This is a genomic window from Actinoplanes sp. NPDC089786, assembly GCF_040684855.1.
Classification (GTDB): domain Bacteria; phylum Actinomycetota; class Actinomycetes; order Mycobacteriales; family Micromonosporaceae; genus Actinoplanes.
On the sequence record NZ_JBFBGU010000001.1, the window covers coordinates 322,341 to 343,364 of the forward strand.

Below are 21,024 nucleotides of genomic sequence, written 5' to 3' on the forward strand. Positions count from 1 at the left end.
GGGTTCAGAGCTTCTGCCGGGCGACCGTCGGGTTGTCCGCGATCGTCGACGGGGCGGTCTCGGACGCCGGCGGCAGCGGCTCGAACGCCGCGTCGTCAGCACCCTCGGGCTCGGTCGTGACCGGGCTCGGGTCGTACTCGTCCCACTGCGCCTGCTGACGCCGGCGCAGCACGTACGCGGCGCCGACACCGACGGCCGCGCCGATCAGCGCGATGCCGAACAGCTTGCTCTTCCGCCCGGAGCTCTGCTGGCGGCCGAGCACCTTGTTGGCCCGCTTCTCCAGCTTGCGCGCCTTCTTCTTGCTGACCTTGGCCTGTTTGCGCCCGGTCTTCGCGGTCTCCCGCTTGGCCTGCAGCACGTTGTCCGCGACGGCCGTAGCCAGCGGCGTGATCGTCGCGACCGCGCTGCCCCAGCCGCTGCTGGCGGCGTCACGGGCCTGGCTGACGGCCGGTTGTACGCGATCCCGCGCGGCGTTGAGCTTGGGGCCCACCGTCGAGCTGGTCTCCTGCGCGGCGATCGTGGCCGCCCGCTTGAAGTGATCCACGCTCTGGCCGAGCTCGTTCTTCAACTTCGCGCTACGCCGCTTCCGGCGCATGGTTGCGAACACCAGTGCCCACCTCCCTGTGGTCTCTCCCACGTCATCGTGCCCTGCCGGGTACCCCCGCGCTGCCGGAATCAGGCACATGGGGGAGGATCCGAACTGTTATTGAACTTGTCTCCGATGACGGGAGTACCCGTGGCAGAGAAGCTTTACGCCACCCTGCACACCAATCACGGCCCGATCCGAGTGCAGCTCTTCCCGGATCACGCGCCCGCCACGGTGCGGAACTTCGTCGAACTGGCCGAGGGCACCAAGGAGTGGACCGACCCGCGGACCGGTCAGAAGGGCAGCGGGCCGTACTACGACAACACCATCTCGCACCGGGTGATCGCCGGGTTCATGGTCCAGATGGGCGACCCGACCGGCACCGGTCGCGGCGGCCCGGGCTTTCAGTTCGCCGACGAGTTCCACCCCGACCTCCAGTTCGACCGGCCGTACATCCTGGCCATGGCGAACGCCGGACCGGGCACCAACGGCTCGCAGTTCTTCATCACGGTCGGACCGACCCCGCACCTGAACCGCCGGCACACGATCTTCGGGTCCGTGGCCGACGACCAGAGCGCCAAGGTCGTCGACTCGATCGCCGCCACGCCGACCGGCCCGGGCGACCGCCCGCGTGAGGACGTCGTGATCCAGCGCGTCGAGATCGAGCGGGTCACCGAGTAATCAGGGACCGGCCTCCAGGTACCTTTGATTCATGAGTGAGTCTCCCGTGACGGTTCCGGTGTGCTATCGCCATCCGTCGAAGGAGACCTACATCAAGTGCACCCGCTGTGACCGGCCGATCTGCCCCGACTGCATGAACGAGGCGTCGGTCGGTCACCAGTGCCCCGAGTGCGTGGCCGAGGGCCGGAAGACCCAGCGGTCGGCCCGCACGGCGTTCGGCGGGTCGGTGGCCGGCCGCGTCGGCACGGTCACCCGCTGGCTGATCGGCATCAACGTCGCCGCGATGATCCTCTCGGTGGTCAGCGGCGGCATGGGCGCGCTGGCCGGCGGCGGCTGGGGCGGCCTGCTCGGCAACCAGACGCCGCTCACGCTGCGCGGCGGGGTGATCGCCCTCATCTCGTACGGTCCGGGCGGCGACGTGCACGGTGTCGCCGCCGGCGAGTGGTGGCGGCTGATCACCGCGATGTTCCTGCACTACGGCGTGCTCCACCTGCTGATGAACATGTACGCCCTGTGGATCCTGGGCCGCGAGCTCGAGGCGTCCCTGGGCCGGATCCGCTACATCGGGCTCTACCTGCTGGCCGGCCTCGGCGGCAACGTGGCGTCGTACCTGTTCGACCCGCAGAGCATCTCGGTCGGCGCGTCCACCGCGGTGTTCGGCCTGATGGCCGCGATCTTCGTGATCCTCAAGCGACTCAACCGCAGCGTGGCGCCGATCGCCCCGATCATCGTGATCAACCTGGTCTTCACCTTCGTGATCTCCAACGTGTCGGTCGCCGGGCACCTCGGCGGCCTGATCGTCGGCGCGCTGGCGGCCGGCGTCCTGGCCTACGCCCCGAAGCAGCGCCGCACCATGTTCCAGGCGATCGGCTGCGGCATCATCGTGGCCGTCCTGGTCGGCGCGGTGATCGTCCGGACGCTCGGCTACTACACCTAGGCCGCGTCCTCGTCCTGCTCCGCGGCCTTCGCGTTCTCGGCGCGTAGCTGCTCGAGCTCGGCCAGCACGTCATGCGGGTCGGCGCCCAGGTCGTGCATGGAATAGAGATACAGCGCCTCCTCGGCGTCGATCTCCAGCATCTCGGTGGTGAGCCCGAGGCGTTCGCGGCGATCCAGGCGTACCCGATCGATCTGGGCCCAGGGCAACCAGCGACGGCGCGCGAACCCGTCGATCACCGTGACCCCCTCGGCATCCGCCGCCAGGCGGATCGGCGCCACCAGATCGCGCAGCGCCCACAGCGCCAGCCCGATGGTGACCGCGCCGGCCAGCACCCACTGAACCGCGTCGTCCCGGCCGAAGGCGGTGACCAGCACCACCACGGCAACCGCACCCAGGCCCTTCGTCACCGGCAGGACCGGCTTGATCCGCCACGGCTGTCCAGACATGTGCCCACTATGGCAGGCACGCGTAACGTCGACAGCATGCGCGATGCGGTGATCGTCGGTGCGGTCCGGACCCCGGTCGGCAAGCGGAACGGTGGCCTCTCCGGCATCCACCCGGTCGACCTGTCCGCCCACGTGCTGCGGGCCCTGGCCGAGCGGTCCGGGTTCGCGCCGGCCCAGGTCGACGACGTGGTCTGGGGCACCGTGTCACAGACCGGCGAGCAGTCCTGGAACGTCGGCCGCAACGCGGTGCTGGCGGCCGGCTGGCCCGAGTCGGTGCCCGGCACCACGCTCGACCGGCAGTGCGGTTCCAGCCAGCAGGCGCTGCATTTCGCGGCCGCCACGGTGCTGTCCGGCCAGGCCGACCTGGTGGTGGCGGGCGGGGTCGAGTCGATGAGCCGGGTGCCGATGGGCTCGTCCGCGCAGGGCGCCGACCCGTACGGTTCGGCGATTCTCGCCCGATATGGGACCAATACCTTCAATCAGGGCGTCGGGGCCGAGATGATGGCGGCGCGGTGGGGCTTCTCGCGTACGCAGCTCGACGAGTACGCGCTGGCCAGCCACGCTAAGGCCGCCGCCGCGCAGGATGCCGGCGACTTCGAGCTGGAGATCGCCGACCTGCCCGACTGCGCCGAGGACGAGGGCATCCGCCGCGACACCACGCTGTCCGTCCTGGCCGGTCTGAAGACCCCGTTCCAGGCCGACGGCGTGGTCACGGCCGGTTCCGCGTCGCAGATCTCGGACGGCGCGGCGGCCCTCGCGGTCACCACGTCCCGCTGGGCGTCGGCGCACGGCCTGACCCCGCTCGCCCGGGTGCACACCGCGGTCCTCGCCGCCGCCGACCCGGTCATCATGCTGACCGCGCCCATCCCGGCCACCGCGAAGGCGCTGGCCAAGGCCGGGCTCAAGGTGGGCGACATCGGGGTGTACGAGGTGAATGAGGCGTTCGCCCCGGTACCCCTGGCGTGGCTGGCCGAAACCGGCGCCGAACCCGACCGGCTGAACCCGCGCGGCGGGGCGATCGCTCTGGGTCACCCGCTCGGGGCATCCGGGGCCCGCCTGATGACCACCATGCTTCACCACATGCGGGCCCGTGACCTGCGGTTCGGCCTCCAGGTGATGTGCGAGGGCGGCGGAATGGCCAACGCCACCATCGTCGAGTTGTTGTAATCCGATATTCACGGCGTCGTGGCCGATGCCTAGCCGTTCGGCCACCGTTAGTAGCCGTATGGACGTCTTCTCCCGTACGTTCCTCCCGGCGGCCGCCGAGGCCGGCATCCCCCTCCCCACCGTGAGCCGGCACCTGCCGGTCTTCCGCCGGTGCGTCGACGCCGACGACTCCACGGTGCTGGTGACCCGGGTCCGCCCGGCCTCCCACCTCGGCGGCGACTTCCTGCTGCTGCTCACCACCCGGCGCCTGGTCGTCACCCGTGAGACGAAGGTGCTGCACCGCCTCCAGCTGCACCTGAACGCCAACCTCCGGCACCTCAGCCACGTCACGTGGTGCACCGACCCCCGCGACTCGACGATGGAGATGTGCGCGACCGCGGTCGACGGGGTGCGCGAGTGTTTCCGCATGCGCGTGGACGACCCCGGCCACCGCGAGACCCTGCTGAAGAGCGTCTTCACCGACCGCCGCCGCAACGTCTCCCTGGCCGCCTGATCTCTTCAGTAACGTTCATGGCGTGGAGAACGCCGCGCAGACCCTGCACCGCCTGACGTCGTACGAGCCCGGTCGAGAGTGGACCGACCCGATCGCCGACCCGCGCATCGTCCAGGACTTCTCGCCCAACGACTTCTCCCGGCTGCCATGGTTCTTCAAGCGCTTCTCCCCCGAGCTGCCGCGCCTCCCGCTGCCGCCGTCCCTGCCGCCGACGTCATCGCCGGCCCTCGACGTCCTGGCCGGCGTCCCCGCTCCCGCCCTGCCCCTCGACCTGGCACAACTCGGCCGGATCCTCTTCCTGGCCGCCGGCGTGGTCCGGACCACGGAACGCCCGCCGCACGGCACCTGGTACTTCCGGGCGGCCGGCTCGGCCGGGGCGCGGTTCCCCCTGGAGCTCTACGTCGCGGTACCCGCCGGCTCAGGCTCCCTGCCCCCCGGCGTCCACTGGTACGACCCCGCCGCGCACGCCCTGGTCACCGTGGGCCCGCCACCAACCGGCGACGCCCCCGCGATCATCACCACCGGCGTCCCGTGGCGAACGGGCTGGCGCTACCGCGAACGCGGCTACCGCCACGTCTACTGGGACGCCGGCACGATGCTGTCCCAGCTGTTGACCGCCGCGGCGGCCGCCGGCCTTTCCGCCGACCTGTACACGACGTTCGCCGACCGCACGGTGGCGTCGCTGGTGGGCGCCGACGGGGTGCACGAGTGGCCGGTCGCGGTCGTCGCCCTGGGCGGCGCGCCCGCCCTGATCCCCGGCGCCCCCGCCGCGCCCGGCGACGTCGACGCCGCCCCCATGGAGTTCCCCCTGGTCACCGCCACTCAGCACGCCGGCGACGACCTGGTCCTGGGCGCCCCCTGGCCCTCTCCTTCGCCGTCACCTGTGCCGTCGACCGATTCCCGCACGATCGACGAAATCATCCTGGCCCGGGGTTCCACCCGTCGCATGAACCCGTCGTCCGGCGTCCCGCTGACCACCCTGACCACGTCGATGCAGCTGGCCCTGCGAGGCATCAACATCCCCCATTTCGTCGCCGCGCATGCCGTCGACGACCTGGCGCCGGCCCTGTACCGCTGGCCCGACCTGTCCACACCCATCCGCTCAGGCAGCCAGCGCGAGGATCTCTATCGCATAGCGTTGGATCAGGGCCTGGCCCGCGACGCCGCCTTCGTGGCGATCGCCGCCGCCGACCTCACGCAGCTGGGGCCGCATTCCTACCGAGAGGCCCAGTTGGCGTCCGGCCTGGTCGAGGGCCGCCTACACCTCCTGGCGTACGCCTTGGGCGCCGGCGCTTCCGGAATGACCTTCATGGACAGCGAGATCCCCACGTATCTGGCCGCGCCCCTCGAGGCCCTGATCTTCACCTGCGTGGGAATCCCCGACTACAAGCCGTCGGTCGGCGGCACGCCTGGCGCCCCCGTCGAAGTCCGCCGAGTAGCCCCGCGGGACTAGCTCTCCCCTCTGGTCGGGATGGCCGGGCGTCAGTCGTGGTTCCACATCCGCAAGCACGCCGGCGTCCTTCTCCTGCTGGCGTCGTTCATGCTGGCGTCGTTCATGCTGGTCGAGGCGGGCGCGGCGCGGGCCGCTGGTTCCCTGGACGGCCGCGACGAGAAGAGCTGGCTTCTCTGAAGCAGGCAGGTTTCCGCAGCGAAGACCTAATTCAGCAGGGGTGGCTGCGATGGTCGGCGAACGACAATGCGTTCTGCGTCGACAACGGATTCCTCGAGCCGAAGTCTGAGGTCCGCACGTTGCCTGCTAGACCCTGCTTGAATCGATGTTCAACTGCTGCTCGGCAATCGGAGTGGAAGACTCACAGAACTCGCAAGGACCGGTTCTATGACTTCGTCTTGCTGATCGCGAAGGACTATTTGCAACATTCGGCGCCGCGACAGGTGGTCCTGGCAGTCGTCGGACCACCTATCGCGGCAGGGATCAGATTCACTTGGCGAGCCGACGCGACCATGCCGCCGGGCCCTGTCTCAGGCCGTGGTCTGGCGGTGGCGGCGGTACTGCAGGACCAGGGCGACCGCGACGCCGATGGTGACGACGCCGATGATGACGCTGACGACCGTGAGGCCGGCGACCGAGGTGGCGCCGTTGGCGATGGCGAGGACCACGAGGGCGATCCAGAGGGCGGGGCGGATGTCGGACTTGCGGGTCTCGTTGTTTGTCATGCCTCAAATCTAGGAATCCGAAGCGTCCGCGACGATCCAGCGGGCTGCCCAGCCGGGGGTACAGCTAGCTGTACCTGTCTTCCGTGCCGGGAGATCGACGAGACCCGGCGCTGACCTTTTTGCGCAGGTTAACGCCGGTTTCCGTCGTTCGATCTGGCGAGGGCGTGGGGATTCGAACCCACGGAGACGCGGAACGCCTCACGTAAGTGAAGACGATCGCAAGAAAGCCCGTGACTAGCGACGCAGGAACCCCCCACCAATGGTGCTCGAAGCGTAACGACGCCACATGCAGCCCATGAATCCGGCACTTTGTTGCAAATTCCGGCAACGATCGGCAGGCGGGCGAGCTGCAGCGCCCCGGCGAGCCAGGCACTGACAATTGAGTGCCTGCCGTAGGAGCGGCACCCCTACTCTCGCTGGGTGAGCGATAGCGATGACTACGTGAGGCTGCGAGAAACCTTCAACGAGGACGCTGAACGGTATGACCGTGCGCGGCCCCGGTACCCGGCACAGATGTTCGATGATCTCGCTGCGGTCGGAGTAGCACCCGGTGCAAGGGTGTTGGAGATCGGCTGTGGCACTGGGCAGGCGACCGTGCCGCTGGCGGAACGGGGCTACCGGATCGTGGCCGTCGAGTTGGGCCCAGACATGGCTGCTGTGGCTCGGCGAAACCTTGCCGGCTCCGACTCGGTGGAGGTCGTGACGGCAGCGTTCGAGGAGTGGCCCTTGCCGGCGGAACCGTTCGACCTGGTCTTCTCCGCGACGGCGTTTCACTGGATCGATCCGGCCGTGCGGGTGTCGAAGTCTGCTGACGCCTTGCGTCCCGGTGGTCTGCTGGCCACCGTGGGAACCCACCACATCGCCGGTGGCACCTGGACCGAGGCGTTCTTCGTTGAGATTCAGAAGCTTTACGAGCGCTTCGATCCGTCGACCCCACCGGCCCTGCGTCTCGAAGGTGCTCAAGACATTCCGGAGGACGATCGGGAGCTGACCTCGTCGGAGCGGTTCGGGCCTGCGAGCTTCTACCGATACGAGTGGGAGTTGCCGTACTCGACAGCGGACTACCTGGATCTGCTGTTGACCTACTCCGGCCACCGTGCCTTGCCGGCCGCGCAGCAGAGCGCATTGCTGAACTCCATCGCGCGGCTCATAGACGTCAACTACGGGGGCCAAGTCGTCAAGCGCTACCTGACTGAGCTTAGGCTGGCCGAACTCGTCCGGTAATCGCTTCTATCGGCAGCGGTCGTCGGATTCAGCAGAGTGCACGTGCACTCGGCCGAGTCCTGTTTGAACGGCAACAAAGACGCACTCGGCGAAGGTAGGGGACAGGCTCAGATGCTGATCCAACCGCCCAACTCTGGGCCGCATCTGGGCAGCGGCGTCAGCCCGAGCGAGATCACGTGAGACCGAGTGAGATCGACACCGATTCGCCAAGATACCCCTCCGGCCAGCGTTCGCGCTGGTCAGAGGGGCCTTTCGCGTGCTTGGAGCGGAGGGCGTGGGATTCGAACCCACGGAGACGCGGAACGCCTCACCGGTTTTCAAGACCGGCGCCATCGGCCACTAGGCGAGCCCTCCCGGACAACCCGTTCAGTTTGCCAGACCGGGGCGGCTCGTCGGCAAACCGGGCGGCTGGACGCCCGGCGCGGCAGACTGGGCGGCATGCACGCCATTGTGATCGAGCCGCCGGATGGGCTTGCCTGGACCTCGGTGGATGAGCCCGTGGCCGGTGAGGGTGAGGTGATCGTCGATGTTGTGGCGGCCGCCGTCAATCGGGCGGATGTGATGCAGCGGCAGGGGCACTATCCGCCGCCGGCGGGAGCCCCTCCGTACCCGGGGCTGGAATGCTCGGGGGTGATCAGCGCGGTCGGCGCGGGGGTGCTGGACCACAACGTGGGGGAGCGGGTTTGTGCTCTTCTTGCTGGTGGCGGGTATGCCGAGCGGGTGGCGGTGCCGGCGGGGCAGCTGCTGCCGGTGCCGCAAGGGATGTCGGTGCAGCAGGCGGCGGCGTTGCCTGAGGTGGCGTGCACCGTGTTCTCCAACGTGGGGCGGTTGCGGCGGGACTCCGTTTTCCTCGTGCACGGGGGTGGGGGCGGGATCGGGACGTTCGCGGTGCAGTACGGCAAGGCGCTCGGCGCCACCGTTGTGGTCACCGCGCGGGCGGGCAAGCATGAGGCGCTGCGCAAGCTCGGCGCCGACCTGACCATTGACTACACGAGCGACGACTTTGTGGCCGCGACCAGGGACTTCACCGGTGGGCGGGGGGCCGATGTGATCCTCGACATCATCGGCGCGAAGTATCTCGAGCGGAATCTGGACGTGCTGGCCACCGGTGGGCGGCTGGCGGTGATCGGGCTGCAGGGCGGCCGCAAGGCCGAGATCGACCTCAACCAGCTCATGCGCAAGCGCGGGTCGATCTCGGCGACGACCTTGCGCGCGCGGCCGGTCGCCGAAAAGACCAAGATCGTTGCGGGGGTACGGGATCAGGTGTGGCCGCTCGTCGACGCCGGCCAGATCAAACCGATCGTCGACACCACGATGCCGATGTCCGAGGCGATCGAGGCGCACCGCCGCATGGAGGCCAGCGACCACCTCGGCAAGATTCTGCTACTCACGTAAGTCCTGATTCATGACCCGGCCAGGGCTGCGGCGTGGCCCAGAGCGCGCCGGACGGCAGCCGCGAAACACCGACATACAACACCGGTATGACGGCGCTCCGCGGCCGACGCCAGCCACACTCTGGACCGCGCCTCGCACTTGGCCGGGTCATGAATCAGGACTTAAGAGTTTTCTCGGTCCGGGGCCGTTCTGGGCGAGCTGGTCGGCGGGGTTGATGAGCTGGCAGCGCTTCAGCGAGAGGCAACCGCAGCCGATGCAGCCGGTCAGCTGGTCGCGGAGGCGTTCCATCAGGGCGATCCGGTCCTCCAGCCGGCGGCGCCAGCGGGCGGACAGGCGGGCCCAGTCGGCCTTGGTCGGCGTGCGGTTCTCGGGGAGCGCCGAGAGGGCGTCGCGGATCTCGTCGAGGGACACCCCGACCTGCTGCGCGATCTTGATGAAGGCCACCCGGCGCAACTCGCCGCGCTGGTAGCGGCGCTGGTTGCCGCCCGTACGCGTGGACCTGATCAGCCCTTCCTTCTCGTAGAAGCGCAGAGCCGAGGCGGCCACCCCGGCGCGGGCGGCGAAGTCACCGATCGTGAGCGAGTCCACATCCAGAGCCTTGCCTTGAAGTTCACTTTAACTTGCACTCTATCGGGCATGACCGGCTCACTTCTGACCAGAGTCACCGGCGACGAGAAGCACCTGCCGTCGGCCAACTCGACCTACGACGTGCTGTGGGTGCTGTATGACCGCATCCTGCGCATCACCCCGGAAACCGCCGACGCCCCGGACCGCGACCGGTTCCTGCTGTCCAAGGGGCACGGGCCGGCCGCCTACTACGCCGTGCTCGCCGCCAAGGGCTTCTTCCCGCCGGCCTGGCTGGACGGCATCGGCACCCGGATGAACCACCTCGGCGGCCACCCGGACCGCGTGCTGGTGCCCGGCGTCGAGGTCGGCACCGGCTCGCTCGGCCACGGCCTCGGCCTGGGTGTCGGCACCGCGCTCGGCCTGCGCGCGCAGGGCTTTCTCGACACCCGCGTGTTCGTCCTGCTCGGTGACGCGGAGCTCGACGAAGGATCAAACCATGAGGCCATCGCGTACGCCGCGGCGACGACGCTGCCGATGACGGCGATCGTCATCGACAACCAGTCGGCCTCGCACGGCTGGCTCGGCGGGATCGCCGCCCGGTTCATCGGTTGGACCACGTCCATCGTGGACGGCCGTGATCACGACGCCATCGAACTGGCCCTGGCCAACCGGGACCGCGACCGCCCGCACGTGGTCGTGGCGACGGTCGAGAAGAAGGAGTACTGACCGCCATGAGGGAGACCTTTGTTGCCACGACGACCGCTCTGCTGGAGGAGGACCCGCGCACCGCCGTCGTCCTCGCCGACATCTCGGCCGACGCGTTCCGGCCGGCCATGCGGCGCCACCCCGACCGGGTGTTGAACGTGGGCATCCGCGAGCAGCTGATGACCGGGGTGGCCGGCGGCCTGGCGCTGACCGGGATGCGGCCGTACGTGCACTCGTACGCGCCGTTCCTGATCGACCGCGCGTACGAGCAGATCAAGCTCGACCTGGGCCACCAGGACGCCGGCGCCGTCCTGGTCAGCATCGGCGCCTCCTACGACGCGTCGGTCGAGGGCTACACCCACCAGTCGCCCGGCGACGTCGAGCTGCTCGACACCCTCGACGGCTGGACCGTGCACGTGCCCGGCCACCCGGACGAGGTCCCGTCCCTGCTGCGGGCGGCGGCCCTCCACGACGACCGGGTGTACGTGCGGCTTTCGAGCCAGGAGAACAGCCGCGGGTACGACACCGGCCCGGTGTTGCAGGAGCTGCGGTCCGGCTGGGCCGGCGCTCCGGTGGTGGTGGCCGTCGGCCCGATGCTCGACCCGGTGCTGGAGGCGACGGCCGACCTGGACGTCACCGTGGCGTACACCCTGACGCCCCGCCCGCTGGACACGGCGGGCCTGCGCCGCCTGGTGAGCCGCGACGTGGTGATGGTCGAGCCCTACCTGCGGGGCACGTCGAGCCGCCAGGTGGCCGACGCCCTGCGCGACATCCCGCACCGCTCCCTGCACCTGGGCGTGGGGCGCACGGAGATCCGCCACTACGGCACCCCGGCCGACCACGCCCACACGCACGGGCTCGACGCGAAGAGCCTGCACGCCTCGATCACCCAGTTCCTGCGCGCCTGAGGAGCGCCTACGCTGCCCGGGTGGATCTCGACGGGCTGTGGAGCAGCGACCGGGCGCGCCAGAACACCGCCTACGAGCAGGTGATGGCCGCCACCGCGGAGCCGGTGCCGTGGGCCGGGGACGTCTGGGACGACGTGGTCGCCCATCTGGCCGGCACGGACAACCACGATCGGGCGATCGCCGCTCAGCTGCTCGGGAACCTCGCCGCTCACGACACCGGCGGGCGGATCGAGCGGGATCTGCCCGCCCTGATGGCCGTCACGCGTGACGAACGGTTCGTCACCGCTCGTCATGCGCTCAAGTCGGTGTGGCGGGCCGGGCTTTCCGGCGACAAGGCGCGGGCCACCGTCGTCGGGGCTCTGGCGGCCCGCTATCGCGAGGCGGAGGGCGAGAAGAACGGCACGCTCGTCCGCCATGACATTGTGGAGAGCCTGCGACATCTGCGCGACGCCACACAGGACGATGCGATCGAGGCCGTCGCCCGCGAGTTGATCGCGCTCGAGCCGGATCCCAAGTACCGCAAGAAGTATGCGCGGCACTGGCCGGTCAGCAGAGGCTGAAACCGTTGCCCGGGCGCACCCAGACGCAGGAGTCGACCGGGCGGCCGGCGGCGTTCCGCAGGCTGGCCGTGTCGCGGTCGTTGTTCCAGATGTAGGCCCGGGACTGCCAGTAACGATGCAGCGCGGTGGACGTGCCGGGTCCGGTGTGGACGATGATGCGGGTCCGGGCGGGCAGCGTGAAGGCGCCGAAGCTGTAGACGTGGGCGGCGTTGTCACGCAACGTCCAGCCCTTCAGGCTGATCGGCGCCTTCGTCGTGTTGGTCAGCTGGATGTACTCGGCGTTGAGGCTGGCCGCCGACCGGGTGTCGGCGCCGGGTGAGTCGTACTGGGCGCGGGTGATCTGCACCTGGGGCACGGCGGCGGCGTTGGCCACCGGGACGGTCAGGGCGACGACCGCGATGGCCGAGGCGGCGACGACGAGGGCGGCGGGGATACGCATGCCCGGTACAACCGATCGGCGGCCGTACGCGCACCGGGCCGAACAGCCAGACCGCTCCGTCCGGCCGGGCGAGCTTTCGTCCTGAAGGTGGGGGCGGGGCGAGCTATCGTCCTGAAGGTGGAGTCGGTGTGGGACTACCCGCGGCCGCCGCGGGTCGAGCGCAGCGCCCGGCGGGTGCGAATCGTGCACGCCGGCCTGACCGTGGCCGACACCGACCGCGCCCTGCGGGTGCTCGAGACCTCCCACCCGCCGGTGTACTACCTGCCGCGCGACACGGTGTGGGGCGTCGAGAGCGTCAGCGGGCGTTCGTTCTGCGAGTTCAAGGGGTACGCCGGCTACTGGGATCTGGTCATCGGCGACGTGCGGGTGTCCCGGGCGGCCTGGTCGTACGCGAAACCCAGCGCCGGATACGAAGAACTGACCGGAATGCTCGCGTTCTACCCGGGTCTGGTGGACGAGTGCACGCTCGACGGCGAGCGTGTCCGCGCTCAGCCGGGTGACTTCTACGGCGGCTGGATCACGGCCGACATCAGCGGGCCGTTCAAGGGCGGGCCGGGCACATCAGGCTGGTGAGCCGGAAGAATTTCGCGCGAATCGCCGGGTAGAAAATTCCGATCCGACACATGTGCAATGCAATTATGTGTTGGCATGGTCGACGGAATTACCCATATCGCCCGGGTTCCCATCGCCGTTTCGTTCGCGGGGCGGCAAAGGCAAAAATGGGATTCGCGTGAGTGCACCGGGCCAAGTACGGAGGCCGAACTGTCCCGTCCGTCCACGCGTCGCGCGTTGACCGCCGGCGCCATTGTGCTGGCCGTTATCGCGCCGGTTGCCGAGTCTGCCGACCGGCCCGCCGACGCCGGAGCCAACCCGCCCAGTGTCGCCCCGTCGACCCCGGCGGAAACGCCCGATTTCGACCCGACTGTCACGCTCGGCAAGCGGACGGAGCGCGCCTATACCCGTGAGGCGCGTCCCGCGCGTGCGTCCCGGGCCCGCCGGGTCGTGCCCAAGCGACCGGCCATCCGGCGAGTGCCCGCGCAACGGGCCCTGGTCAAGGCCAACGCGCAGGTCAAAGCCCAGGTCAGAGCCCATGTCAAGCCGCGCGTGGCCAAGGCCAAGCCGGTCCGCCGCGAGGCTCTGAAACTGAAGCCGCGCCGGATCAAGGCCCGCACTTTCTCGGTCATTCGCCCGGGCATGGGCGCGGTCATCGCGTTCGCCCGGTCGCAGGTCGGAAAGGGATATGCGAGCGGCGCCGAAGGGCCGAGCTACTTCGACTGCTCCGGTTTCACCAAGAGGGCATACGCCCGGGCCGGAATCAGCCTCCCGCATTCGTCCGGCGCTCAGGCGGCCCGGGCCCAGTCCATTCCACGGTCGGCCGCACGCCCGGGTGATCTGGTCGTCGGACCGGGGCACGTCGGCGTCTACATGGGCGGCGGCATGATGATCGACGCGGGCAACCGGCGCACCGGAGTGGTGTACCGCCGGCTCTACGCCGGATTACACGTCGAGCGCCTCTGAGGGGAGGAGCGCGGCGAAAGCGCGGCCAAGCGCGGTGAGGCGCGAAAGGCGAGAATCGAAGGCGAAACCCGCTCGCGGCCGTTCGCGTGGTCACGCGAGAATCGGGACATGCTGACCGACCATTGGCCGATAGCGGGCCTGCGCCTCACCACGCCGCGCCTGGAACTGCGGGTGCCCGATCTGGACGACCTGGCCGAGCTCGGCGACGTGGCCGCGGCCGGCGTCCACGATCCGGCGGTGCAGCCGTTCTCGACGCCGTGGACCGAGGCGGAGCCGGCGATGGTCGCGCTCGGCACGATCCAGTTCCAGTGGGGCGGCTGGGCCCGCTGGTCGCCGGACGACTGGAACCTGCAGTTCGTGGTGGTCGCGGACGGCCGGGTGATCGGCTCCCAGGCGATCAGCGGCAAGCAGTTCGCGGTGCTGCGTGAGGTCGCGAGCGGCTCGTGGCTGGGCCTCGAGTTCCAGCGGCGGGGGTACGGCACCGAGATGCGCGCCGCCGTCCTCGACCTCGCCTTCGCGGGGCTGGGCGCCGAGTTCGCCGTCTCGCAGGCGTTCGAGCACAACGCGGCGTCGTACGGGGTGTCGAAACGGCTCGGCTACGCCGACGACGGGATCGAGCGGCACGTGGTGCGGGGCAAGCCGATGGTGGGCCGGCGGGTGCGGCTCGACCGCCGGTCGTGGGCGGCCGCGCGCAGCGTACCCGTCGAGATCGTCGGTCTTGACCCTTGCCGAGCGCTGCTGGGGGTCAGCGAGGGAGCTTGACGCGGACCGTGGTGCCGAGGCCGGGCTCGCTGTGCACGCGGATGGTGCCGTGGTGCGCGTCGATGATCGAGCGGACGATGGCCAGCCCGAGGCCCGGACCCTGGGCGGCCATCTGGTCGGCCGCGGCGCTGCGGTAGAAGCGGTCGAAGACGTGTGGCAGGTCGTGGGGCGGGATGCCGACCCCGGTGTCGGTGATGATCAGCTCGGGTTCGTCGTCGGCCCGCGCGTCGACCGAGATCTCGCCGCCCTCGGCGGTGAACTTGATCGCGTTCACCACCAGGTGGTTGAGGGCGTGGCTGAGCCGCTTGGCGTCGCCGCGGGCCGGCACCGGGCTCTCGGTGCGGTCGGTCAGCTTGACCTCCTTGTGCTCGGCGAGCGGCCGGCAGCCGGAGGTGACGTGGTGGGCGATCTCGGCCAGGTCGACCTCGGCCAGGTCGAGTTCCAGGCCCTCGTCGGTGAGCCGGGCCACCAGCAGCAGGTCGTCGATCAGCCGGAGCAGGCGGTCGGAGTTGCGCTGCATGACGGAGAGGAAGCGCCGCGAGGTCTCCCCGTCGAACTCGTCCTCCAGCAACATCTCCAGATAGCCGCGGATCGAGGACAGCGGCGTACGCAGCTCGTGACTGACCGTGGCGAGGAACGAGTCCTTCATCCGGTCGAGCTGACGCAGCCGGTCGGCGATCGCGCCGGCGTGCCGGGCGTACCGGCGTAGCTCGAGCTGCACCGAGGCGTGCCGGGCCAGGCTGCGCAGGGCCCGGCGCTGGGCCGGGGTGAGTTCCCGGGGCACGTGGTCGACGACACAGACCGTGCCCACCGAGTGGGTGCCGTCGAGCACCACCGGCGCGCCCGCGTAGAACCGGATGCCGCCGTCTCCGAGCACCATGGGGTTGTCGGAGAACCGCTGGTCGTGGGTGGCGTCCGGGATCTCGAACAGCTCGTGCCCGTGGATCGCGTGCGCGCAGAACGACAGGTCGCGGTGGGTCTGCTCGATGGTCAGGCCGATCTTGGCCTTGAACCACTGCCGGTCGGTGTCGACCAGGCTGACCAGGCCGGCCGGGGTGCCGCAGATCTCCGAGGCGAGCAGCGCGATGTCGTCGAAGTCTTCCTCGGGGGCGGTGTCGAGCACCTGAGCGTCGTGGAGCGCCGCCAGCCGGGCGGGTTCGTCCTCGGGCAGAGGTGCTCTCACGAGTCGATGCTCTCTCGATCCTTCCCGGATCGGGCGCGAATGGGTGATGAGAGCGGACAGCAGTCGGCGCCCGTCCTGACGGAGCGGGCGCCGGCGTTGCTGACCACCGGAGTGGTCCATCGCCACCGGGCGCGGGGATCTCGGCCGCTCGCACCCGGTCGGATGTCTGACGATAGTGTCGCCGGGCCGCCGGAATGTGGCGCGCACCACGTGTGCGTCTCCGAGCTGGGGACACAAAAAAGCCCGGTGCCGCGTACGGCGCCGGGCTTCCTCGACGGACGGTGGTCACCGCGGGGTGCGGGCCACCACGAAGACCGACTGGCCGAACGGCGGCTTCATGACGCTCTCGGCCGCCTTGGTGACCGGCAGCACCACGCTGTCGTAGATCTTCACCATCGGCCCCTCCTTGGGGGCGAGCTTGAAGATGCTGGTGGCGCCGTAGTAGCCGATCAGGCCCAGCGCGTTGGCGTAGTGCAGCTTCTCGATCTCGAGGCCGGCCTCGGTCATCGCGGCCCGCATCGTCTTCTTCGTGTAGCGCCGGATGTGGCCGGTCGCGATGTCGACCTGGCTCATCGCGAACATGAAGGCCGGCACGATCAGGATGACGCGGCCGCCGGGGCGAACCAGATCGGCCATGCTGCGCAGGGCGCCGACGTGGTCCTCGATGTGCTCCAGCACGTTGTACGACACGGCGGCGCTGTATTCGCCGTTCGCCTCGGGGCTGGGCAGCAGCATCTGCCGCACGTCGATGTTGGGGTGGTCGGCCAGGCGCTCCTTGAGCTGCACCAGCCGATCGGGGTCGGCCTCGGTGGCGGTGAACCGCGGAAGGTGCTCCGACCACTCCAGCGCGTAGTCGCCGAGGCCGCTGCCGATCTCGATCGGGTTGTCGCCGAGGTACGGGAGAGCCAGCTCGACGAACCAGCGCCGGTGGTTCACGGCCGTCGCGAGGCCCTCGAGGACCTCGGACTGGATCCGCTGGTCTCCGGTGATGTCTGCCATAAGTAAAGTTCCCTCGTCTTGCCTATCCGAGCTGACAGCGGGACTGACCGAGTTAACCATCCGGCGTCCAGTGGCGAAAGTTGAGCGGGGGAGGGCCACTCATTTTTTGCCTGATTGAGACATTGCCTCGCGGGTACGCGGTGAGTTGGACGCGATGTCACATATCGGCTCGATCACGCATCGGCCGCCCGACACTGCAACGTTACCAACCTCGGTTAGGGTGGCCGATGCTATGACGATTACGGGTATTGACTCGAGCGGTCAGTCAGCCGGCGGGAGTGCCATGCGGCCCCGCGATGTTGCCGAGTCCGGCGACATCGATGTGGAACTCCGGAGCCTCGGCGTCGATGTGTCCGGTCCCACGATCGCGGTCATACCCGCAGCTGAGCCCGAGGCCGAGCCTGCGGCTCGCCCGCGCTTCTGGCGGACTCTCACCTGGCGGGACGTCCTCGCCATATGCAGTTTGGTTGGGGTAGCGCTCTTCATCACGGCGCCGTTGTGGCTCAATCTTGATCATCAGTTGCGTGATGATCCACAAGATCAAGCGTTCTTCGAGATGATGCTGGCGCACGGTGCTCGCGTCGTTACGGATGGCGCTTATCCGTTCTTCTCCGATCGCATGAATTACCCCGACGGGGTGAACATGATGGCCAACACCTCGGTGTTGGCCGTTTCGCTGCCGATGACGCCGATCACTCTTCTGTTCGGCCCACATGTGGCCTTCAACTTATTTCTTACGCTCGCGTTGGCAGTTACCGGCATCTCGTGGTATCTGGTGCTTTCGCGCGTGTTCGTGGCGTCCCGGCTGGCCGCCTGGGTGGGCGCGCTGTTCTGCACCTTCGCGCCGAGCATGATCTCGCACGCCGGCGGTCACCCGAACATCGTCTCGCAATTCCTGGTGCCCTTGATCATCTGGCGCTGCCTCGCGCTGCGGACGCCGGGCAAGGCCCTCCGCAACGGGTTGATCCTGGGCGGGCTGCTGATCTGGCAGGCGTTCATCAACCTCGAGATCCTCTTCATGACCGCGGTCGGCCTCGGCATCTTCAGCGCGGTGATGGCGATCTCCCGGCGGCGTACCCACCCCGGTGAGGTGGCCACCTTCCTGCGCGGGCTCGGCGTCACCGCGATCGTCACGCTGGGTGCGCTGGCCTACCCGTTGGCCGTGCAGTTCTTCGGGCCGCAGAGCTACCACGGCCTGCCGCAGTTCGTCCGCAACTTCGGCGCCGACCTCGGCTCGTTCACCTCGTACGCGACCCGGTCGGTGGCCGGCAACGAGCTGACCGCCGAGCGGCTGGCCCAGAACCCGGCCGAGGAGAACGCGTTCTTCGGCTGGGGCCTGGTCATCCTCTTCCTCGGCCTGCTGGTCTGGCTGCGGCGCAACGTCGCCGTGGTCGCCCTGGGCAGCATCGGCCTGCTGTTCGCGGCCATGTCGCTCGGCCCGCGGATCTACCTGAACGGCATCAACACCGGCGTCCCGGGCATCTGGGCCGTGCTGCACAGCGTCCCGGTGCTCAACTCGGCGGTGCCCACCCGCTGGGCGATGGCGATCGCCCCGGTGGTCGGCATCGTGCTGGCGATCGGCTGCCAGAAGGCGATCGACCTGGTCCGCTCCCAGCCGTCGGCGCGTGGCCCGGTCCGGGTGGCGATGATCACCTCGGTGGCGATGGCCCTGGTGCCGCTGGTGCCGACCCCGGTCCGCAGCGCCCCGATGACCCCGGTCCCCGAGTTCGTCACCTCCGGCGCCTGGAAGCAGTACGCCGACGACAACCACACCGTGGTGACGCTGCCGCTGCCCGACTCGGGCTACCCCGAGCCGCTGCGCTGGACCGCGTACACCGGCCTGGACATGCGCATCTCCGGCACCTACGCGCTGCTGCCCAACCAGAACCCGCTCGACCCGACCGACCGCACCGCGCTGTTCTCGCCGCCGTGGCGGCCGACCAGCGGCCTGATGGCCTCGATCCAGCAGGGCAACCCGACCCCCGAGATCACCGACACCCGGCGCGAGATGACGCTGGCCGACCTGCGCTACTGGAAGGCGGGCGTGATCGTCCTCCAGCCGCAGACGCGCGACGTCGAGATGCTGCGGGCGATGACCGACCTGCTCGGCTTCGAGCCGACCTGGCAGGGCGGCGTCTGGACCTGGAACGTGCGCAGCCTGGTGGACAACCCGAACGCGGTCCTGACCGGCCCGGTGATCAGCTAGCCACCGGTTCAGCCGGCCCGGTTCAGCCGGCCCGGTTCAGCCGGCGACGTTGCGGGCGGCCGACTTCACGCGGTACATCGCGGCGTCCGCCTCGCGCAGCAGATGGTCGGGGTCGGACGCGGTCGGCGTGGAGAGCGCGACCCCGATGCTGACCCCGACCTGCACGTCCCGGCCGTCGATCACGAACGGCTTGGTCAGGGCGGCGCGGATCGCGTCGCAGACGGCCTGCGGGCCGTCCGGCACGGTCACCCCGTCGAGGAGTACGACGAACTCGTCGCCGCCGAGCCGGGCCACCGTGTCCGACTCCCGGAGCAGCCCGGTGAGCCGGGTGGCCACCTCGACCAGCATCTGGTCGCCGGCCGCGTGCCCGAGTGAGTCGTTGACCGCCTTGAACCCGTCCAGGTCGAGCAGCAGCACCGCGAACCGGTGGCCGGCCTGCCGGGACACCCGCAGCCCGGCCTGCCGCAGCCGGTCGGCCAGCAGCACCCGGTTGGGCAACCCGGTCAGGTAGTCGTGCAGGGCGGCGTTACGCAGCCGCTCCTCCTGCTCGCGCAGCGCCTTGACCATCGTGACGTGGTCGAGCGCGGCGGCCAGCAGCGAGCCGGAGTGGTTCATCATCTCGCGGCCGGGCGGGGTGCTGGCCTGGATCCGGCCGACCGCCGAGAGCAGCCCCCAGTTGTGCGACTCGCTCTTCACCGGCACCACGAAGACGATGTCGCCGGCCGGGCCGTCGGCCAGGTCGAAGAGGCTCCGCGGCGGGAACTGGCTGACCGGCATCGAGGTGCCCACCACGCCGGCCGGCGCTCCACCGGCGCCGAGCCGGAATTCGCCGACCAGGTCCAGGTGGTCGCCGGCGGACCAGAATCCCAGCACGCCGCCGACCGCCGTGGTGCGGTCCAGCCAGGTGAGCGATCGGGGATCCCGCTCGCCGCGGGTGCCGAGCAGTTCGATGCTCAGCTCGTACTGGATATTGAGGGTGGTCTGAAGGTAGTGGACGTCGCCGAAGAGCTCACGGGTGTGCGGCTCGGAGACCGGTAGCCCGTCGCTGGGGCAGCCGCAGGAGTCGCGGCGGACGAACACGGTCGGCACCTCGCGCAGCTCACGAGGCTTGTCCGGATCGTCGGCGAGCTCCCGGGCGAGCGCGTGGGCGGCCGCGCCGACCTGGTCCAGCGGCTGCCGCACGGTCGACAGCGCCGGATAGAGGTACATCCCGTCCGGGATGTCGTCGAAGCCGATGACGGCCAGCTCACCGGGCAGCTCGTAGCCGGCGGCGGCCAGCCGGCGGAACAGCCCGATCGCGTTCCGGTCGGTGCCCAGCACGATCGCGGTGGCCGGCATCTCCGCCTGGATGAGCAGGTCGGCCACGTCCTCGCCGCCGGTCTCGTGGTTGTCCTGGAGGTCGAAGAGCAGGTCGGCGCGCGGCGTGAGCCCGTGCGCGAACAGGGCCTCGCGGTAGCCCTCGTGGCGTTCCCGCACGTCGAAGTGGCTGAGGTTGCCGGCGAAGGCGATCCGCTCATGGCCGTGGGTGATGAGGTGGGTGACGGCTTCGCGTACGCCGGACCGGTTGTCGGCCACCACCGACGAGCTGTCGCCGTCGATCTCGTGGCCGATCAGCACGACCGGCTTCCCGGCCCGGCGGGCGGCCAGCGCGTACTCGGTGTGCACCGCCCCCGGGAGGATGATCAGCCCGGCGACGTGATCCCAGGCCACCGGCCGGTGGAAATCGGGCAGCCCGCTGTGGTCGGCGCTGTGCGAGCCCGGGTCGAGCGTCTGGATGGCGATGACCGCGTCGCCCCGGGCGGCGGCGGCCGCGTTGACTCCCGCGATGATCGCGCCGTAGTAGTCGCCGCCGACGAAGGGCGAGAGGACCGCGAACGTACGCTCCGTCATTCGCGTGTCACTCCTTGTTCCCGTCGCCGCCCGAGTTGATCTACCGGTCCAGGGCAGCATAAGCAGATCAACGCCCGGTTCTCCGCCGCCTGCGCCCATCCGGCCCGCCTGACCGGTTCGGTGAATCCCTCCTGTAGTCGATTCGTCAGATTTTCGAGGGAGATGAGGGATCTTGCGGAACCG

At 69.6% G+C, this 21,024-nt stretch carries 24 protein-coding genes and 1 tRNA gene; 15 read left to right on the plus strand and 10 right to left on the minus strand.

Translation table 11 applies throughout. From position 1 onward, the window contains the following. Window positions 1–4 precede the first annotated feature (4 nt). Window positions 5–607 (minus strand): hypothetical protein, encoded by a 603-nt coding sequence (locus tag AB0O15_RS01520; RefSeq protein WP_364312539.1) that lies wholly within the window; start codon window positions 605–607, stop codon window positions 5–7. Window positions 608–736: 129 nt separating this feature from the next. Between AB0O15_RS01520 and AB0O15_RS01525 the strand changes: the two genes are divergently transcribed. Then, the gene (locus tag AB0O15_RS01525; RefSeq protein WP_364312541.1) at window positions 737–1,267 is read left to right on the plus strand and encodes a peptidylprolyl isomerase; all 531 of its coding nucleotides are present in this window, start codon (window positions 737–739) and stop codon (window positions 1,265–1,267) included. A gap of 31 nt (window positions 1,268–1,298) precedes the next feature. After that, on the plus strand, window positions 1,299–2,204 hold the full coding sequence (locus tag AB0O15_RS01530; protein WP_364312544.1) for a rhomboid family intramembrane serine protease: 906 nt from the start codon (window positions 1,299–1,301) through the stop codon (window positions 2,202–2,204). On the opposite strand, the gene AB0O15_RS01535 is transcribed toward AB0O15_RS01530, so the two are convergent. Beyond that, complete coding sequence (locus AB0O15_RS01535; protein ID WP_364312547.1) at window positions 2,201–2,650, minus strand: PH domain-containing protein; 450 nt, start codon at window positions 2,648–2,650, stop codon at window positions 2,201–2,203. The genes AB0O15_RS01530 and AB0O15_RS01535 overlap by 4 nt on opposite strands. Before the next feature lie 36 nt (window positions 2,651–2,686). Here AB0O15_RS01535 and AB0O15_RS01540 point away from each other — a divergent pair, with 36 nt between their 5' ends. The 4 genes from AB0O15_RS01540 to AB0O15_RS01555 are packed head-to-tail and all read left to right on the plus strand — an operon-like array spanning window position 2,687 to window position 5,940. Beyond that, window positions 2,687–3,817 (plus strand): acetyl-CoA C-acyltransferase, encoded by a 1,131-nt coding sequence (locus AB0O15_RS01540; protein ID WP_364312549.1) that lies wholly within the window; start codon window positions 2,687–2,689, stop codon window positions 3,815–3,817. Between the two features lie 58 nt (window positions 3,818–3,875). Further along, on the plus strand, window positions 3,876–4,310 hold the full coding sequence (locus tag AB0O15_RS01545) for a hypothetical protein (protein WP_364312552.1): 435 nt from the start codon (window positions 3,876–3,878) through the stop codon (window positions 4,308–4,310). Window positions 4,311–4,332: 22 nt separating this feature from the next. Further along, window positions 4,333–5,763 (plus strand): nitroreductase family protein, encoded by a 1,431-nt coding sequence (locus AB0O15_RS01550; RefSeq protein WP_364312555.1) that lies wholly within the window; start codon window positions 4,333–4,335, stop codon window positions 5,761–5,763. An 18-nt stretch (window positions 5,764–5,781) separates the two neighbouring features. Beyond that, window positions 5,782–5,940 carry a hypothetical protein gene (locus tag AB0O15_RS01555; protein ID WP_364312557.1) on the plus strand — a complete coding sequence of 53 codons (159 nt, stop codon included), beginning with the start codon at window positions 5,782–5,784 and terminating at the stop codon, window positions 5,938–5,940. A gap of 350 nt (window positions 5,941–6,290) precedes the next feature. On the opposite strand, the gene AB0O15_RS01560 is transcribed toward AB0O15_RS01555, so the two are convergent. Beyond that, a complete protein-coding gene (locus AB0O15_RS01560; protein ID WP_364312560.1) occupies window positions 6,291–6,485 on the minus strand; it encodes a hypothetical protein in 195 nt (64 codons plus the stop codon). Between the two features lie 420 nt (window positions 6,486–6,905). Between AB0O15_RS01560 and AB0O15_RS01565 the strand changes: the two genes are divergently transcribed. Beyond that, window positions 6,906–7,709, plus strand: coding sequence for a class I SAM-dependent methyltransferase (locus tag AB0O15_RS01565; protein WP_364312563.1), 804 nt, complete (start codon window positions 6,906–6,908; stop codon window positions 7,707–7,709). A gap of 266 nt (window positions 7,710–7,975) precedes the next feature. On the opposite strand, the gene AB0O15_RS01570 is transcribed toward AB0O15_RS01565, so the two are convergent. Next, window positions 7,976–8,063: transfer RNA gene (locus AB0O15_RS01570), tRNA-Ser, on the minus strand. Window positions 8,064–8,147: 84 nt separating this feature from the next. On the opposite strand from AB0O15_RS01570, the gene AB0O15_RS01575 reads away from it, so the two are divergent. Further along, window positions 8,148–9,104, plus strand: a complete 957-nt coding sequence (locus tag AB0O15_RS01575) for an NAD(P)H-quinone oxidoreductase (RefSeq protein ID WP_364312565.1) — start codon at window positions 8,148–8,150, stop codon at window positions 9,102–9,104. Window positions 9,105–9,251: 147 nt separating this feature from the next. Here the strand turns inward: AB0O15_RS01575 and soxR are convergent, their stop codons facing one another. After that, window positions 9,252–9,692 carry a redox-sensitive transcriptional activator SoxR gene (gene soxR, locus AB0O15_RS01580; RefSeq protein WP_364312568.1) on the minus strand — a complete coding sequence of 147 codons (441 nt, stop codon included), beginning with the start codon at window positions 9,690–9,692 and terminating at the stop codon, window positions 9,252–9,254. A 48-nt stretch (window positions 9,693–9,740) separates the two neighbouring features. Here soxR and AB0O15_RS01585 point away from each other — a divergent pair, with 48 nt between their 5' ends. Genes AB0O15_RS01585 through AB0O15_RS01595 form a run of 3 tightly spaced genes read left to right on the plus strand, consistent with a single transcriptional unit; the run spans window position 9,741 to window position 11,844 of the window. Beyond that, complete coding sequence (locus AB0O15_RS01585) at window positions 9,741–10,397, plus strand: thiamine pyrophosphate-dependent enzyme (RefSeq protein WP_364312571.1); 657 nt, start codon at window positions 9,741–9,743, stop codon at window positions 10,395–10,397. Window positions 10,398–10,402: 5 nt separating this feature from the next. After that, window positions 10,403–11,284: a transketolase gene (locus tag AB0O15_RS01590; RefSeq protein WP_364312574.1), complete on the plus strand. Its 882-nt coding sequence runs from the start codon at window positions 10,403–10,405 to the stop codon at window positions 11,282–11,284. 20 nt (window positions 11,285–11,304) lie between these two features. Continuing rightward, window positions 11,305–11,844 carry a hypothetical protein gene (locus AB0O15_RS01595; protein WP_364312578.1) on the plus strand — a complete coding sequence of 180 codons (540 nt, stop codon included), beginning with the start codon at window positions 11,305–11,307 and terminating at the stop codon, window positions 11,842–11,844. Here the strand turns inward: AB0O15_RS01595 and AB0O15_RS01600 are convergent. Then, the gene (locus AB0O15_RS01600; RefSeq protein WP_364312581.1) at window positions 11,831–12,283 is read right to left on the minus strand and encodes a lamin tail domain-containing protein; all 453 of its coding nucleotides are present in this window, start codon (window positions 12,281–12,283) and stop codon (window positions 11,831–11,833) included. The two genes, AB0O15_RS01595 and AB0O15_RS01600, sit on opposite strands and share 14 nt — an antisense overlap. Before the next feature lie 117 nt (window positions 12,284–12,400). Between AB0O15_RS01600 and AB0O15_RS01605 the strand changes: the two genes are divergently transcribed. From AB0O15_RS01605 to AB0O15_RS01615, 3 genes are all read left to right on the plus strand, one after another. Beyond that, window positions 12,401–12,856, plus strand: a complete 456-nt coding sequence (locus tag AB0O15_RS01605; RefSeq protein ID WP_364312583.1) for a DUF427 domain-containing protein — start codon at window positions 12,401–12,403, stop codon at window positions 12,854–12,856. A 75-nt stretch (window positions 12,857–12,931) separates the two neighbouring features. Beyond that, window positions 12,932–13,801, plus strand: coding sequence for an NlpC/P60 family protein (locus AB0O15_RS01610; protein WP_364312586.1), 870 nt, complete (start codon window positions 12,932–12,934; stop codon window positions 13,799–13,801). A gap of 108 nt (window positions 13,802–13,909) precedes the next feature. Continuing rightward, a complete protein-coding gene (locus AB0O15_RS01615; protein ID WP_364312588.1) occupies window positions 13,910–14,563 on the plus strand; it encodes a GNAT family protein in 654 nt (217 codons plus the stop codon). Here the strand turns inward: AB0O15_RS01615 and AB0O15_RS01620 are convergent. From AB0O15_RS01620 to AB0O15_RS01630, 3 genes are all read right to left on the minus strand, one after another. Beyond that, entirely contained in the window at window positions 14,547–15,746 is a 1,200-nt protein-coding gene (locus AB0O15_RS01620; RefSeq protein WP_364312591.1) for an ATP-binding protein, read from the minus strand. The genes AB0O15_RS01615 and AB0O15_RS01620 overlap by 17 nt on opposite strands. 285 nt (window positions 15,747–16,031) lie before the next feature. Further along, window positions 16,032–16,745 carry a class I SAM-dependent methyltransferase gene (locus tag AB0O15_RS01625; RefSeq protein WP_364312593.1) on the minus strand — a complete coding sequence of 238 codons (714 nt, stop codon included), beginning with the start codon at window positions 16,743–16,745 and terminating at the stop codon, window positions 16,032–16,034. 265 nt (window positions 16,746–17,010) lie between these two features. Continuing rightward, a complete protein-coding gene (locus AB0O15_RS01630; RefSeq protein WP_364312595.1) occupies window positions 17,011–17,460 on the minus strand; it encodes a hypothetical protein in 450 nt (149 codons plus the stop codon). A 60-nt stretch (window positions 17,461–17,520) separates the two neighbouring features. Between AB0O15_RS01630 and AB0O15_RS01635 the strand changes: the two genes are divergently transcribed. Beyond that, window positions 17,521–18,951, plus strand: coding sequence for a hypothetical protein (locus tag AB0O15_RS01635; protein ID WP_364312597.1), 1,431 nt, complete (start codon window positions 17,521–17,523; stop codon window positions 18,949–18,951). Window positions 18,952–18,987: 36 nt separating this feature from the next. On the opposite strand, the gene AB0O15_RS01640 is transcribed toward AB0O15_RS01635, so the two are convergent. Further along, the gene (locus AB0O15_RS01640; RefSeq protein ID WP_364312600.1) at window positions 18,988–20,841 is read right to left on the minus strand and encodes a GGDEF domain-containing protein; all 1,854 of its coding nucleotides are present in this window, start codon (window positions 20,839–20,841) and stop codon (window positions 18,988–18,990) included. Between the last annotated feature and the right edge of the window lie 183 nt (window positions 20,842–21,024).

What these genes read in the sequence shown, in the direction of transcription:
- AB0O15_RS01530 (WP_364312544.1), top strand. Translation starts at nt 1,299, where the DNA reads ATGAGTGAGTCTCCCGTGACGGTTCCGGTGTGCTATCGCCATCCGTCG.
- AB0O15_RS01535 (WP_364312547.1), bottom strand. Translation starts at nt 2,650, where the DNA reads ATGTCTGGACAGCCGTGGCGGATCAAGCCGGTCCTGCCGGTGACGAAG.
- AB0O15_RS01540 (WP_364312549.1), top strand. Translation starts at nt 2,687, where the DNA reads ATGCGCGATGCGGTGATCGTCGGTGCGGTCCGGACCCCGGTCGGCAAG.
- AB0O15_RS01545 (WP_364312552.1), top strand. Translation starts at nt 3,876, where the DNA reads ATGGACGTCTTCTCCCGTACGTTCCTCCCGGCGGCCGCCGAGGCCGGC.
- AB0O15_RS01555 (WP_364312557.1), top strand. Translation starts at nt 5,782, where the DNA reads ATGGCCGGGCGTCAGTCGTGGTTCCACATCCGCAAGCACGCCGGCGTC.
- AB0O15_RS01560 (WP_364312560.1), bottom strand. Translation starts at nt 6,485, where the DNA reads ATGACAAACAACGAGACCCGCAAGTCCGACATCCGCCCCGCCCTCTGG.
- AB0O15_RS01575 (WP_364312565.1), top strand. Translation starts at nt 8,148, where the DNA reads ATGCACGCCATTGTGATCGAGCCGCCGGATGGGCTTGCCTGGACCTCG.
- AB0O15_RS01585 (WP_364312571.1), top strand. Translation starts at nt 9,741, where the DNA reads ATGACCGGCTCACTTCTGACCAGAGTCACCGGCGACGAGAAGCACCTG.
- AB0O15_RS01590 (WP_364312574.1), top strand. Translation starts at nt 10,403, where the DNA reads ATGAGGGAGACCTTTGTTGCCACGACGACCGCTCTGCTGGAGGAGGAC.
- AB0O15_RS01600 (WP_364312581.1), bottom strand. Translation starts at nt 12,283, where the DNA reads ATGCGTATCCCCGCCGCCCTCGTCGTCGCCGCCTCGGCCATCGCGGTC.
- AB0O15_RS01610 (WP_364312586.1), top strand. Translation starts at nt 12,932, where the DNA reads ATGGTCGACGGAATTACCCATATCGCCCGGGTTCCCATCGCCGTTTCG.
- AB0O15_RS01615 (WP_364312588.1), top strand. Translation starts at nt 13,910, where the DNA reads ATGCTGACCGACCATTGGCCGATAGCGGGCCTGCGCCTCACCACGCCG.
- AB0O15_RS01625 (WP_364312593.1), bottom strand. Translation starts at nt 16,745, where the DNA reads ATGGCAGACATCACCGGAGACCAGCGGATCCAGTCCGAGGTCCTCGAG.
- AB0O15_RS01630 (WP_364312595.1), bottom strand. Translation starts at nt 17,460, where the DNA reads ATGTGGGCCGAACAGAAGAGTGATCGGCGTCATCGGCAGCGAAACGGC.
- AB0O15_RS01640 (WP_364312600.1), bottom strand. Translation starts at nt 20,841, where the DNA reads ATGACGGAGCGTACGTTCGCGGTCCTCTCGCCCTTCGTCGGCGGCGAC.